Origin of the sequence: Phenylobacterium sp., from assembly GCF_036264965.1 — a bacterium.
Classification (GTDB): domain Bacteria; phylum Pseudomonadota; class Alphaproteobacteria; order Caulobacterales; family Caulobacteraceae; genus Phenylobacterium.
The window spans coordinates 25,452-38,009 of record NZ_DATAPY010000110.1; the positions used below are offsets into that span (position 1 = coordinate 25,452).

14 protein-coding genes are annotated in these 12,558 nt (G+C 70.0%); 5 read left to right on the forward strand and 9 right to left on the reverse strand.

From position 1 onward, the window contains the following. Positions 1–138 precede the first annotated feature (138 nt). Complete coding sequence (locus VHS75_RS14210; RefSeq protein WP_329639272.1) at positions 139–1,845, forward strand: gamma-glutamyltransferase family protein; 1,707 nt, start codon at positions 139–141, stop codon at positions 1,843–1,845. Positions 1,846–1,902: 57 nt separating this feature from the next. Next, positions 1,903–2,196: an MmcQ/YjbR family DNA-binding protein gene (locus VHS75_RS14215; protein ID WP_329639285.1), complete on the forward strand. Its 294-nt coding sequence runs from the start codon at positions 1,903–1,905 to the stop codon at positions 2,194–2,196. On the opposite strand, the gene VHS75_RS14220 is transcribed toward VHS75_RS14215, so the two are convergent. The 4 genes from VHS75_RS14220 to VHS75_RS14235 all read right to left on the reverse strand — a co-directional run bounded on the left by VHS75_RS14220 (position 2,178) and on the right by VHS75_RS14235 (position 5,664). Then, positions 2,178–3,686 (reverse strand): HAMP domain-containing sensor histidine kinase, encoded by a 1,509-nt coding sequence (locus VHS75_RS14220; protein ID WP_329639273.1) that lies wholly within the window; start codon positions 3,684–3,686, stop codon positions 2,178–2,180. The genes VHS75_RS14215 and VHS75_RS14220 overlap by 19 nt on opposite strands. Positions 3,687–3,764: 78 nt before the next feature. Next, positions 3,765–4,805 (reverse strand): quinone-dependent dihydroorotate dehydrogenase, encoded by a 1,041-nt coding sequence (locus tag VHS75_RS14225; RefSeq protein WP_329639274.1) that lies wholly within the window; start codon positions 4,803–4,805, stop codon positions 3,765–3,767. Next, entirely contained in the window at positions 4,802–5,143 is a 342-nt protein-coding gene (locus VHS75_RS14230; protein WP_329639275.1) for a DUF952 domain-containing protein, read from the reverse strand. Before VHS75_RS14230 ends, VHS75_RS14225 begins: the two co-directional genes overlap by 4 nt. Continuing rightward, on the reverse strand, positions 5,140–5,664 hold the full coding sequence (locus VHS75_RS14235) for a SixA phosphatase family protein (RefSeq protein ID WP_329639276.1): 525 nt from the start codon (positions 5,662–5,664) through the stop codon (positions 5,140–5,142). The genes VHS75_RS14230 and VHS75_RS14235 overlap by 4 nt, the downstream gene beginning before the upstream one ends. 133 nt (positions 5,665–5,797) lie before the next feature. Here VHS75_RS14235 and metX point away from each other — a divergent pair, with 133 nt between their 5' ends. After that, entirely contained in the window at positions 5,798–6,952 is a 1,155-nt protein-coding gene (gene metX / locus VHS75_RS14240; RefSeq protein WP_329639277.1) for a homoserine O-acetyltransferase MetX, read from the forward strand. Next, positions 6,953–7,654: a methionine biosynthesis protein MetW gene (gene metW / locus VHS75_RS14245; protein ID WP_329639278.1), complete on the forward strand. Its 702-nt coding sequence runs from the start codon at positions 6,953–6,955 to the stop codon at positions 7,652–7,654. 34 nt (positions 7,655–7,688) lie between these two features. Here the strand turns inward: metW and VHS75_RS14250 are convergent, their stop codons facing one another. From VHS75_RS14250 to VHS75_RS14260, 3 genes are all read right to left on the reverse strand, one after another. Continuing rightward, positions 7,689–8,744: an acyltransferase gene (locus VHS75_RS14250; RefSeq protein WP_329639279.1), complete on the reverse strand. Its 1,056-nt coding sequence runs from the start codon at positions 8,742–8,744 to the stop codon at positions 7,689–7,691. A 61-nt stretch (positions 8,745–8,805) separates the two neighbouring features. Continuing rightward, positions 8,806–9,150 (reverse strand): P-II family nitrogen regulator, encoded by a 345-nt coding sequence (locus tag VHS75_RS14255; protein WP_329639280.1) that lies wholly within the window; start codon positions 9,148–9,150, stop codon positions 8,806–8,808. Continuing rightward, positions 9,147–10,001 (reverse strand): class I SAM-dependent methyltransferase, encoded by an 855-nt coding sequence (locus VHS75_RS14260; RefSeq protein WP_329639281.1) that lies wholly within the window; start codon positions 9,999–10,001, stop codon positions 9,147–9,149. Before VHS75_RS14260 ends, VHS75_RS14255 begins: the two co-directional genes overlap by 4 nt. 85 nt (positions 10,002–10,086) lie before the next feature. Between VHS75_RS14260 and gloB the strand changes: the two genes are divergently transcribed. Further along, positions 10,087–10,848 carry a hydroxyacylglutathione hydrolase gene (gloB, locus tag VHS75_RS14265; RefSeq protein ID WP_329639282.1) on the forward strand — a complete coding sequence of 254 codons (762 nt, stop codon included), beginning with the start codon at positions 10,087–10,089 and terminating at the stop codon, positions 10,846–10,848. A 9-nt stretch (positions 10,849–10,857) separates the two neighbouring features. Here the strand turns inward: gloB and VHS75_RS14270 are convergent, their stop codons facing one another. Both VHS75_RS14270 and phbB read right to left on the reverse strand, forming a co-directional pair. Then, entirely contained in the window at positions 10,858–11,646 is a 789-nt protein-coding gene (locus tag VHS75_RS14270; RefSeq protein ID WP_329639283.1) for a DUF4908 domain-containing protein, read from the reverse strand. Between the two features lie 73 nt (positions 11,647–11,719). Continuing rightward, entirely contained in the window at positions 11,720–12,445 is a 726-nt protein-coding gene (gene phbB / locus VHS75_RS14275) for an acetoacetyl-CoA reductase (RefSeq protein WP_329639284.1), read from the reverse strand. Between the last annotated feature and the right edge of the window lie 113 nt (positions 12,446–12,558).

Genomic DNA, 12,558 nt, shown 5'->3' on the forward strand with positions numbered 1-12,558 from the left:
GGTGATCAGGTTGCGGGCGCCCGGGCGCGCGTGCGAAGGCTCCTCGGACGGCGACCTCGCACGGCTTGAGGTTTGTTGTCCACGCGCGGCCGCCCGCTATGGTGCGGCTTCATCTGCAGTTCCGGAGCTCTACGACACGTGACCTACGCCAAGCGTTTCCTGTCCCTCGGCCTCGCCACCCTCATCGCCGCCTCGGCCACCGCAGCGCAGGCGCCGGCCGCGCCGGAAAAGGGCCCAACGGCCATGGTCGCCGCCGCAGAGCCGGACGCGGTGGACGCGGGCCTGAAGGTGCTCAAGGCCGGCGGCTCGGCGGTGGACGCCGCGGTGGCCGTCCAGGCCGTGCTGGGGCTGGAGGAACCGCAGAGCTCCGGCCTCGGCGGCGGCTCGTTCATGACCTACTACGACGCCAAGACCCGTCAGGTGACCGCCTACAACGGCCGCGAGACCGCGCCGGCGGGGGCGACGGCGGAACTGTTCTACGGTCCGGACGGCAAGCCGATGCCCAAGGGCCAGGCGATCGTCGGCGGCCGCTCGGCCGGCGTGCCCGGGGCCATCGCCATGCTGCACCTGGCGCAGAGCCAGCACGGCAAGCTCGCCTGGAAGGACCTGTTCGGCGACGCCGAGCACCTGGCCGCCGACGGCTTCCACGTGCCCGCCCGAATGGCCGCGGCGGCATCCTCCAACGCGCCCCAGGCCAAACAGCCGGACGCGGTCGCCTATTTCACCATGCCCGACGGGACCAAGGTCCAGGCCGGCGAGGTCATGAAGAACCCCGCCTACGCCGCCACCCTGAAACGGCTCGCAGCGGAAGGCCCCAAGGCCATCCTGGAAGGCCCGATCGCCGAACAGATCGTCGCCAAGCTGCATGAGGGGCCCTACCCCAGCGCCATGACGCTGAAAGACCTGGCGACCTACAGGCCGAAGGCCACGCCCGCGGTCTGCCGCCCCTACCGCGAATACACCGTCTGCATGCCGCCGGCGCCGTCCGGCGGCCCCGCCGTGCTGGAAGGGCTCGGCATCCTGCAGCGCACCGACATCGACAAGCACCCCAATGACGTGCAGGGCTGGTACCTGTTCAGCCAGGCGAGCCGGCTGATGTACGCCGACCGCGACCGCTACTACGGCGACCCGGACTTCGTCTCGGTGCCGATGGAGGGCCTGCTGGCGGGCGACTACCTCGACGCGCGCGCCAAGCTAATCAACCCGACCACCGCCGGGCCGCCGCCCAGCCCCGGCAATCCCAAGGGCGCCGGGCCCCGCGCGCCGGACCGCACCCAGGAGCCCGGCGGCACCACCCACCTGGTCATCGTCGACAAGGACGGCAACGCGGTCTCCATGACCACGACGGTCGAGAGCATCTTCGGCGACGGCAAGATGGTCGGCGGCTTCTTTCTCAACAACCAGCTGACCGACTTCTCCTTCACCGCCAAGGATCACGACGGCGCCCCGGCCGCCAACGCGCCCGCCGGCGGCAAGCGGCCGCGCTCGTCCATGGCGCCGGCCATCGTGCTGGATAGGCAGGGCCGGTTCGTCGCCGGCGCCGGCTCCCCGGGCGGCCCCTCGATCATCGCCTTCAACCTCAAGGTCCTGGTGGGGCTCCTGGACTGGAAGCTCCCGCCGCAGGAAGCGGTGGCCCTGCCCAACCTGATCGCCTTCGACACGATCTACGCCTCAGAGCCCGCGAAATTCCCGCCGGGCGTGGTGGCTGCGCTGGCCGCCAAGGGCGTGGCGCTGCGCGGCGGCGGGTTCGGCGAGGGTTCCGGCGAACAGGCGATCCAGGTGACGCCCAATGGCCTGCGCGGCGGCGCCGATCCCCGGCGCGAGGGCGTGGCCCGAGGCTACTAGCAGAGAGAGCGACTGACCCTGGCGAGCCTCGACGACATACGCGCCGCAGCCCTGGCCCTGCCGGGGGCCAGTGAGGTCGAGTACCGCGGCGAGCCCTGGTTCCAGGTCGGGTCCAAGGGCTTCGTCTGCCAGTCGCGCGGCCAGATCATCATGAAGCTGTCGTCGGCGCATCAGGAGCTGCTGTTCGAAGCCCGCCCCGACGTCTTCCGGCCGATGATCGCCGGCGCCCTGCGCTGGAGCTTCGTGGATATCGAGCAGCTCGAGGCCGACGAACTGGCCGATCTGGTCCGCGAGGCCTGGACCCAGATCGTACCGAAGAAGGTCGCGCGCGCCTACTTCGACGCCACCTGAGCCGCGGGCCGCCGCTTGGGCGGCGCGGGCGCCGGCGCGCCGGGCAGCCGGAGCTCGAAGGTCGAGCCGCCGGGGCCGGTCTCCACCAGGCTGAGATCTCCACCGTGCGCCTGGGCGAGCTCGCGGGCGATCGCCAGGCCAAGGCCGGCGCCGTCCGGACGGCCTGATCCGGCGAAGGGTTGGAACAGCCGCTCGCGCGCCCGCTCCGGCAGGCCGGGGCCATTGTCGGCCACCCGGATGAAGCTCGCATCGCGGCTGCGGGTCAGGGTCACCCAGATCCGCCCCGGCTTGGTGCGGCCCTCCTGGTGCTCCATGGCCTGCTGGGCGTTGCGCAGCAGGTTGGCCAGGATGCGGTGCAACTGGTCGGGGTCGGCGATCACCTGCTCGGCCACCGCGATCTTGCAGGACAGCGCCACACGGTGCTCGGCCAACCGCGCCTCCTCGGCCGCCGCCTGCACGGCCGCGGTGAACGGCACGGCCTTGGGCTCCGGCGCGGCCTCTTGGGTCTTGCCGTAGGCGAGCACACCGGACGCCAGCTTCACCGCCCGGTCCAGCGCGCGCTCCAGACGCGGCAGGGCCTGGCTGACCTTGGGGTCCTTCAGCGCCGCCAGCCGCTCCGAGGCGATCTGGGCGCTGGTCAGCATGTTCTTCAGGTCGTGGTTGATCTTGGCCACGGCCTCGCCGAGCGCCGCCAGCCGGGCGCGGGAGTTGAGCGCGGCGCGCAGATCGGCCTGCATGAGGTCCAGCTCGACCTCAGCGCGGCCCACCTCATCACGGCGGCCGGAAAGCTGGATGCGCGCCTCGGCGTCCTCCGGATCGGCGCGGAACCGCTCCATGGCGTAGGTGATCCGCTGGATAGGCCGCACCAGGAACAGGTTCAGGGTCAGATAGACCAGCAGGCCCGCGATCGCCGAGACGAAGGCGATGACCAGCACGACCCGCCAGAGATAGCCCACCAGCGCCTTCTTCAACTCCGCGTCGGGCGCCACGAACTCTACGAAGTCGGTGCGGGCGTTCAGGTCGTTGCGGAAGCGCGGCGCGGCGATCACCCGTAACCGCGCCGCAGGGGCGCTGAACAGGGTGCGGAAGGGCGCCAGCAGGTCGAGACCGACATTGCCGCGCAGGTCCACCAGATAGGGCGATATCTCGGTCCGCGGCCCGGCGAACACCAGGGAGCGGATCTTGTCGTTGGAGATGGCCACGATCTCCACGCCCGCGCCCTTCAGCAGCTCGGTCTTCAGCGAATCGGAGACCTTGCGGTCCGGCGCGACCTCGGGCGCCAGCGACGCCAGTTCGGCGGCGCGCACCCGGTCCAGCAGCCATTGCTGCTCGAAGGACGCCAACGCCGGCGGCAGGGACAACAGCCCGCCAAAGGCCACGAACAGGATCGTCAGGGTGAGCAGGCGCGCGGAAAGGCCGCCCGGCCAGAAGAAGCGGGGCCTCCCAGGCCTGGTCTCTTCCTGTGGTGGCGTGGGGACGGCGTCCGCCATGATCCTTCCGAGTTAATCCAGCGCGGCCACTTCGGCAACGAAGCCTTAGACCCCTGCAAGCCTTGGGCCTTCGCGAGCCTAGTTTGCGCCCACGGCCGCGCTGACCGAAGCAAAGCCGTCGGCGCGCAGGCGTGCAGCCAGTTCGCGCTTGATCCGGGCGACCAGGCCGGGGCCCTCGAACACCAGGGCGGAATAGAGCTGCACAGCACTCGCGCCAGCCCGGATTTTGGCATAGGCGTCCGCGCCTGAGGCGACGCCGCCAACGCCCACCAGGGCCAGTCGTCCCGCGTTGGCTTGCGCGAAGGCCCTCAGCACCTGCGTCGACAGCGCCGTCAGGGGCGCGCCGGACAGGCCGCCCGTCTCTCCGGCGAATCGCGACCTGAGCGCCGGCCGCGAGACCGTGGTGTTGGAAACCATGATCCCGCTCAGGCCCTGGGCCACGCAGGTCTCCACGATCGTCTCGACCTCGCCGTCTTCCAGGTCCGGCGCCACTTTCAGGAACATCGGAACCTTGCCGGCGGGCGGCAGGCCTGCCGCGGCCTCGGCGAGCCGCCCCAGAAGTTCCTCCAACGCCGCCTTGGTCTGCAGCGCCCGCAGACCCGGCGTGTTGGGCGAGGAGATGTTGATCGTGAAATAGCTGGCCAGGCCCCAGAGCCGGGTCAGTCCGGTCACATAGTCGCCGATCCGGTCCTCGGAGTCCTTGTTGGCCCCGATATTGGCGCCGACGACGCCGCTCCCGCGCCGCGCCAGCCGGCCGGCAAAGGCCTCCAGGCCCCTGTTGTTGAAACCCATGCGGTTGATCACCGCGCGGTCTTCGCTGAGGCGGAACAGCCGCGGGCGCGGATTGCCGGCCTGCGGCAGCGGCGTCACCGTCCCGCACTCCACGAAGCCAAAGCCGGCGCGCAGCATGGGGCCGAACACCTCGGCGTCCTTGTCGAAGCCGGGCGCCAGGCCGACCGGATTGGGCAAGGCCAGGCCGGCCAGCGTCGTCGCCAGGATCGGGTCGTCGCGGCCGCCGACCGGCCCCAGCCCCAGCTTCAGTCCGCGGATCGCCCAGCCATGCGCGTCCTCCGGGTCCAGGCCCCGGAGCGCCCAGGTCGCCGCGCCATGCAGGCTCACGACAGCGGGCCGAGAACCGGGACGCCGTCGGCGTCCAGCGGCGCCTCGGTGACGTAGCGCACCTGCCCGGCGGCCAGCGGACCGTAGAGGTGCGGAAAGAGATCGCCGCCACGCGAGGGCTCCCAGCGCAGCGCAGCGCCCAGGTCGTCGGCCTCGACCTCCAGCACCACCAGGTCGGCCTGGCCGGCGAAGTGCCGCCGCGCCGTCTCCTGCGCCTGGGCCGCGGTCGAGAAGTGGATGAAGCCATCGCTCAGGTCGAGCGGCGAGCCCTCATAGCGTCCGGCCTCGTGAGCCGCCATCCAATCGGTCCGGGGCAGGATCTTGTAGATGCGGCTCAATCGTCCCGTCCCAAATCGCTTCGACCAGGGCCACGCTCGGGGAAGAACAGGCCGTCGAAGGCCGGGCGGCCATTGTCGTCGAACAGGAACACCGCCGCCGCCGCGGTCGGGAACTGGCGGGCGGCGCGGGCGATCAGCGACGCCGGCGCCGAGCCCTCCATCAAAAGCTGGACGGCCAGCTCCTGCAGACCCGGATTGTGGCCCACCACCATCACCGTGCCGGCGCCGGCGCCCGCCCGTTCGGCCTCACGCCGCACGCAGCCGGAGTCGGCGTGATAAAGCGTCTCCTCGAAGCGGGCGCGGGCCTTGGTGAAATGCGGCTCGGCCGCAGCCCAGGTCTCGCGCGTGCGCGCCGCCGTCGAAACCAGCACCACGTCCGGCGAAAAGCCCATATCGGCCAGCTGGGCGCCCATCTGCGTGGACTCCTCGACGCCGCGCAAGGCAAGGCGACGGTCGAAGTCCTCGCCGCTGGCGGACTCCGCTTCGGCCTTGCCGTGCCGGAAAAGGATCAGCCGGTCCATCGACGCTCCACCCTCGCGTCACCCTCATAGCTGCGCCCGCGCGCCCTGCGAAGACTGTGCAGCTCCCGAGACCCGATTGACGCCGAAAGGACTTGGCATTGACACTGAAAGGGCTTGGCGGTCCAAGGCGCCCATGGATGCGGGCGCGGAGCCAGGCCAGGAGATCGAGAGCGGCGGCGGGACCTGGCGGTTCCCGGCCAACAGGCCGCTGCGCCTGGACTCCGGCGCGACGCTGCCCAATCTGGAAGTGGCCTACAAGACCTACGGTCGGCTCAACGAGACCAGGACCAACGCCGTCCTGGTCTGCCACGCCCTGACCGGCGACCAGCACGCCGCTTCGGTGAACCCGGCGACTGGCCGGCCCGGCTGGTGGGACAACGTCATCGGCGCGGGCCTGCCGCTCGACCCCGAGCGCTATTTCATCATCGCCACCAATGTCATCGGCGGGTGCATGGGCTCGACCGGCCCGGCGTCCGCGGACCCTAAGACCGGCCGCGCCTATGGCCTGTCCTTCCCGGTGATCACCATCGCCGACATGGTCCGCGCCCAGGCCATGCTGATCGAGGCGCTGGGCATCGAGACCCTGCTCGCCGTGGTCGGTGGCTCCATGGGCGGCATGCAGGTGCTGCAGTGGGCGGCGGATTTCCCGGAGAAGCTGTTCAGCGCGGTCTGCATCGCCGCGGCGCCGCGCCACTCCGCCCAGAACATCGCCTTCCACGAGGTCGGCCGCCAGGCGATCATGGCCGATCCCGACTGGCGCGGCGGGGCCTATGAAGCGGCGGGCGTGCGCCCGGAGAAGGGGCTGGCCGTGGCCCGCATGGCCGCGCACATCACTTATCTGTCCGAACCGGCTCTGCAGCGGAAGTTCGGCCGCGAACTGCAGCGCGACGGCCTTTCCTGGGGTTTCGACGCCGATTTCCAGGTGGAGAGCTATCTGCGCCACCAGGGGACCAGCTTCGTCGACCGCTTCGACGCCAATTCCTACCTCTACATCACCCGCGCGCTCGACTACTTCGACCTGGCCGCCAAGCACGGCGGCGTGCTGGCCGAGGCGTTCCGCAAGGCGCGCGGCGTGCGCTTCTGCGTACTCTCCTTCTCCTCGGACTGGCTCTATCCGACCGCCGAGAGCCGCGACATCGTCCGTGCACTGAACGCTGCGGGTTGCCGCGCATCCTTCGCCGAGATCGAGACCGACAAGGGCCACGACGCCTTCTTCCTCGACGAGCCGCAGCTCGACCGCACCCTACGCGGCTTCTTTGCCTCCACCGCCCAGGCGCGGGGCCTGTAGGTGAGCATCTTTCGCGAGGACTTCGCCGAGATCCTGCGGCTCGTGCGGCCCGGCGCGCGGGTGCTGGATGTGGGCTGCGAGGACGGCGAACTTCTCGACCTGCTGACCCGCGAGAAGCGCGTCGACGGCCAGGGGCTGGAGATCAGCCCGGCCGGCGTCTCCGCCTGCCTGGCCAAGGGCCTGGCGGTGGTGCAGGGCGACGGCGACCGCGACCTCGATCATTTCCCGACCCGGGCCTTCGACTACGCCATCCTGTCCAAGACCCTGCAGCAGATGCGCGAGCCGCGGCACGTGCTTTCCGAACTGCTGCGCATCGCCGACCAGGCCATAGTCTCGGTGCCGAACTTCGGCCACTGGCGGATGCGGATGTCGCTGATGGCGCGCGGCCGGATGCCCGAGACCCGCGCCCTGCCCGATCCCTGGTGGTCGACGCCAAACATCCACCTCTGCACGCTGCGCGACTTCACCGACCTCTGCCGCGAGCTGGACCTGCGGGTCGACGCCTGCGCGGCGCTCTCGGGTGGCAAGCCGGCGCGGCCGATCGATCCCAACGGCCCGTTGGAAAACTGGCGCTCGGAGACCGCCCTCTTCCTGCTGAGCCGCCGCGCCGAGGACCGTCCGGAAGCCACGCCGCAAAACCTCTTCGGCGAGGTGGAACTGCCGAAGCCAGAGGGCGCAGCGCCGCGGCGGCGGCGGCGCTGATCACTCTCCTCCCCATTAAGGGAGGGAAGAGAGGTCAGCGATTGCGGGTCAGCGCCCGCGCCAGGCGCTGCGTGGGCCGCTCGACGAACCGGAAGGTCACCCAGGACGCCGCCAGCGACACCGCGGCCGCCACGGCGATCGCCAAGCTCGCGGGCATGTGGTGGCGGATCAGCAGGATGAGCAGCTGCTCGCCCACCAGGCCGTGCAGCAGATACACCGAATAGCTGGTGTCCGACAGGAAGCGGATCACCCGCCATTCCGGCGGCCGGACGTTCAGCAGGGCGATGAAGAGCAGCAGGGCGTAGGCCACGGAGATCGCATAGGAGTTGGCCGCCGGCGCGAACTCTGGGTGGATCGCGCGGACGCCGAGCAGGAAGACGCCCCACGCCGCGCCCAGATAGGCGAAGCCCCACGGCCAGGAGAGGCGCTTGGCCTCCAGCCACCAATAGACGACCTGCCCCATCACCAGGATCGGCAGGTAGCTCACCACCGTCGCGAAGAGGCCGAAGTCCGGCCCGAAAGCGCCACGCTGGTAGATCACCAGGGTGCAGAAGGCCAGGTTGATGGCGATCCGATGCGGCGAGCGCCGCAGGAACTGGGTCAGGGCGGTGATGGCGTAGAACGTCATCTCGATGATCAGGGTCCAGGCGACGCCCACCAGCACCACCTGCGGGACCACGACGTAGTTGATCAGGCTGAGGTTCAGCAGGATCGCCGAGACGCTCAGGGGACCGGTCGGGATGCCGAGCGCGATCGAGAGCGCCACGGCCACCGCCATCATCGGATAGATGCGCAGCAGGCGGCGCACTACGAAGCGGTAGGGGCTTTCGACCGCGGCGCGGTCGCTGATGATGAAGCCGCTGATCAGGAAGAAGACGACGACGCCGAACCAACCGAAGTCCTGGATGATCCCCAATGGACCGGTGATGTTGTGGCGCACCCACTGGGCCGGCGCGAAAGCCTGGCCCATCCGCTCCGGGACGAGATTGGCCATGTGGTCCCAGACCACGAGCCAGGCGGCCACCGCGCGCAGGTAGTCCAGGAAGACATATCGACTTGCCGGGTCCTTGGACCCGTCCGCGGCGTTCATCGGGCCTTGCTAGAGGAGCCGGCCGAGTCCGCCAACAGCGCGCTCGGCCGTGAGGCCGTTGCTAGCCGGCGATGGCGGCGGCGTCGCGGTCGCCGGTGCGGATGCGCAAGGCCTGCTCCAGGTCCATGACGAAGACCTTGCCGTCGCCGATCTTGCCGGTGTTGGCGGTGCGCGAGACGGCCTCGACAACAGCGTCGCAGATGTCGTCCGGCACGGCGATCTCCAGCTTCACCTTGGGTAGGAGCTTCACCTCATACTCCGCCCCGCGGTAGACCTCGGTCTTGCCGCGCTGGCGGCCATAGCCGCGCACTTCGGTGACAGTCAGGCCCGAGGCGCCCGCCTCGGTGACCGCGTCCAGTACGGCGTCAAGCCGGCTCGGCTTGATGACCGCGACGATCATCTTCATGGCGCCGCCTTTCGGTTCGTTCGAAGGCCGACGCTAAGGCCTTCCCCGCGTCGCTCCAAGGGCTTGAGCATGCGCTCGATCCCCGGCGCCCGCGAAATGGGCGCCTTCGCGGCCGAGGTCCGCCCCACCGGCGCGGCGCCCGGCGCGGGGGACAGCAAGGGGCTCACCCGGCGCACGCGCTGCGCATGGCCCTTGGGCTTCACCGCGAAGGTCTGTTTCACCGCCTCCATCAGGAGCAGGCCCGCAAAACCCGGCCACAGGCGCGAACCAGTCTGCTCGAAACCCTCCGCCCAGCCGGCCATCCAGTTCAGCGGCGGCACATAGAGCGCCCGCGTCCAGCCCGAGGGCTCCAGTTCCGCCTCGCGCAGCAGCTCGGCCAGCTGGCCGCGGGTGTAGGGCCGGCCGTGACCGAAGGGCGTCTTCTCGGAATTGGCCCACAGGCCGTTGCGCGCCGCCACCGCGACGACGACCTTTCCGGACGGGGCCAGCACCCGCCAGACCTCGCGCAGCAGGGCCAGCGGATCGGGGCTCTCCTCGATGCCGTGGACCATCAGGATGCGGTCGAAGAGGGCGTTGGGGAACGGCAGGGCGTCCTCGCCCACCAAGGTCGTCAGATTGGCCTCGCCGCCCGGCCAGATCTCCACGCCCTGCTGAGCGGGCATGGCCCCGATCACCCGGCGCGCGGCGTGGCGGGCCGGGGCCACGAAGGGCGTCGCATAGCCCAGCGCCAGCACGTCCAGGCCGCGCGCGTCGCCCCAGGCCTCGATCACCTTGCGCCCCACCATGGCGCGCGCGGCGCGCCCCAGGTCGGAGGCATAGAACTGGCGAAGATCCAGGACGTCGCGGCGCATCGTCCATGGCTATGCTCGACTAAGGGCTCTCGCCAACCTAAATCGCATGGCCTGCGATACATCCGCGTCAGGCAGGAGGCCTCCCATGCCGCTCACCGTCCACCAGTTCCCCTGTCTCGAGGACAACTACGGCTTCCTGGCCCGCGACGCGGCCACCGGCCTCGCCGCCTGCATCGACACGCCGGACGCCGACGCCATCCTGCGCGAGCTCGACAAGCTGGGCTGGAAGCTCGACCTGATCCTCAACACCCACTGGCACCCCGACCATGCGGGCGGCAACGCGCAGATCGTGGCCGCCACCGGCGCGACCATCGTTGGCCCTGCCGAGGTCACCCGCATCTCGGCCCTCGACCGCGAGGTGAAGGGCGGCGACACTGTGATGCTGGGCGAGACCCAATTCCAGGTGATCGAGAGCGGCGGCCACACGCTGGGCCACATCGCCTACTTCGACGCCGCCGATCACATCGCCTTCGTCGGCGACACCCTGTTCGCGCTCGGATGCGGGCGGCTGTTCGAAGGCACGCCGGAGCAGATGTGGACCAGCCTCCAGCGGCTGGCCGCCCTGCCGGACGACACCAGCGTCTACTGCGCCCACGAATACACCGCCTCCAACGCCCGCTTCGCCCTGTCGGTGGACGACGATCCCGCCCTGAAAGCCCGCGCCGAGCAGGTGTTCGCGGCCCGCCAGCGGGGCGAGGCCACCGTGCCCACCACGATCGCCCTGGAAAAGGCCACCAACCCCTTCCTGCGCGCGCCGGTTCTGGCCGGCCGCGTCGGCGCCGCCGGAAAGCCGGACTACGAAGCCTTCGGCGCCGTCCGCGCCGCGAAGGACGTGTTCAAGGGCTGACCGCCGCTCCTAGTGGAAGCTCTGGGCCACCTGGACAATGCGGTCCGATGAGGGGCGCCCGGCCAGGCCTTGCGGCGGGGCGACGGTGACCTCCAGAACGCCGGAGCCGTCGAGCTGGACCGATGCGCGAGGGCCCTCCACCAACTGCACCTTGAGGATGTGATCCAGAAGCTTGCGGGCGTCGGAGCGCTTGGACATCCGCACCACCGCCTCGCTGGTGACCATGGCCGCGTCGGCCATCAGGGGAGCCGATATGGGCGTCGCCTCCTGGCCGGGCCGACCGGCGTCGAACTGGATCAGCCGGCGGGCGGCGTGGCTGGCCCGCGCGCTGGCCTGGGCCAGCCGCTCCAGCAGGACCTGCGGGCCCATGATCGCGAGCTTGAGGGGTGAGGCGATGCCGGCGAGCGCCGCAGCGGCGCCGGCCGGGCGCTGATCGGTGAAGATGGTCACCCCGCCCAGACGCGTGGCCCGCAGCACCGGCTCGCCTAGGTCGTTTTTGTAGATGATGTCGCCACGTGGCGCCGGCTGCGGCTGCAGGGCCCAGACCTCGAAGCTGCCGTCGAACTTCAGAAGCGCCTTCGGCTGGGTGCGGTCGAAGGTGAAGACATCGCCGTCCTCGGTGATGTAGCGGGCGACCGGCGGCGCGGCGATATCGCGCCCGTCGCTGGGATGGCGGCCGAACAGGCTGCCCAGGGGCCCGGCAGCCGCGGGCGAAGCCAGGCTCAGCCATGCGCAGAGCCCGACTGCGAGAACCGCCGCCGCCTTCGTCCTAGAAAAAGCCAGTGGCTCGCCCGTCATGACACCCAAGGGGATGCCGAGGGCGTGTGGCGCTTTTTGGACCGGGCCGGGGCCTTCACCGGACAGCGTCGCCTTAGCCGACCAGGTACTGTCCGCCGTTGAGCGATAGTGTCGTTCCGGTCACATATCCGGCCCGCTCGCCGGCCAGGAAGGCGACCATGTCGGCGATCTCATCGCCGCGGCCCAGCCGGCCCACCGGAATCTGGCCGATGATGGCTTCTAGCACCTTCTCCGGCACCGTCTGCACCATCTCGGTGTCGATATAACCAGGGGCGATGACGTTCACGGTGACGCCCTTCTTGGCATTCTCAAGCGCCAGCGCCTTGGAGAACCCGATCATGCCGGCCTTGGCGGCGGAATAGTTGGTCTGGCCGATCTGGCCCTTCTGGCCGTTGATCGAGGAGATGTTGATTATCCGGCCCCATTCGCGCTCGCGCATGCCCTCGATCACCTGGCGGGTCATGTTGAAGAGCGAGTCCATGTTCACGCGAATGACCTCGCTCCACTGCTCGGAGTTCATCCGGTGGAAGACCCCGTCGCGGGTGATCCCGGCGTTGTTGACCAGGATGTCGATCGGCCCGAGCTCGGCCTCAACGGCCCGCGCGGCATGCTGGCAGTCTGCCCAGTTGCCGACATTGCCCTTGATCACCATGGCGCCGGTCTCGCGCTTCAGCGCTTCGGCGGCGGCGTCGTTGCCGGAGTAGCCCGCGGCGACCTTGATGCCGTCGGCGGTCAGCCGCTCGACGATCGCCCGTCCAATGCCACGGGTGCCACCCGTGACCAGCGCTACCCTGGCCATGTTACGTCGTCTCCCATTTGAACGGCGCCGGTTGCTCCGGCGCTCGTCTTTCCCAAACTCAGATCAAACTTTTTCGACGCACATTGCGACACCCATGCCACCGCCCACGCAAA

Excerpts from the sequence above, each read along its gene's own strand:
- VHS75_RS14235 (WP_329639276.1), bottom strand. The coding sequence starts at position 5,664 with ATGGACCGGCTGATCCTTTTCCGGCACGGCAAGGCCGAAGCGGAGTCC.
- metX (WP_329639277.1), top strand. The coding sequence starts at position 5,798 with ATGGATGCGGGCGCGGAGCCAGGCCAGGAGATCGAGAGCGGCGGCGGG.
- VHS75_RS14250 (WP_329639279.1), bottom strand. The coding sequence starts at position 8,744 with ATGAACGCCGCGGACGGGTCCAAGGACCCGGCAAGTCGATATGTCTTC.
- VHS75_RS14255 (WP_329639280.1), bottom strand. The coding sequence starts at position 9,150 with ATGAAGATGATCGTCGCGGTCATCAAGCCGAGCCGGCTTGACGCCGTA.
- VHS75_RS14260 (WP_329639281.1), bottom strand. The coding sequence starts at position 10,001 with ATGCGCCGCGACGTCCTGGATCTTCGCCAGTTCTATGCCTCCGACCTG.
- gloB (WP_329639282.1), top strand. The coding sequence starts at position 10,087 with ATGCCGCTCACCGTCCACCAGTTCCCCTGTCTCGAGGACAACTACGGC.
- phbB (WP_329639284.1), bottom strand. The coding sequence starts at position 12,445 with ATGGCCAGGGTAGCGCTGGTCACGGGTGGCACCCGTGGCATTGGACGG.
- VHS75_RS14270 (WP_329639283.1), bottom strand. The coding sequence starts at position 11,646 with ATGACGGGCGAGCCACTGGCTTTTTCTAGGACGAAGGCGGCGGCGGTT.
- VHS75_RS14220 (WP_329639273.1), bottom strand. The coding sequence starts at position 3,686 with ATGGCGGACGCCGTCCCCACGCCACCACAGGAAGAGACCAGGCCTGGG.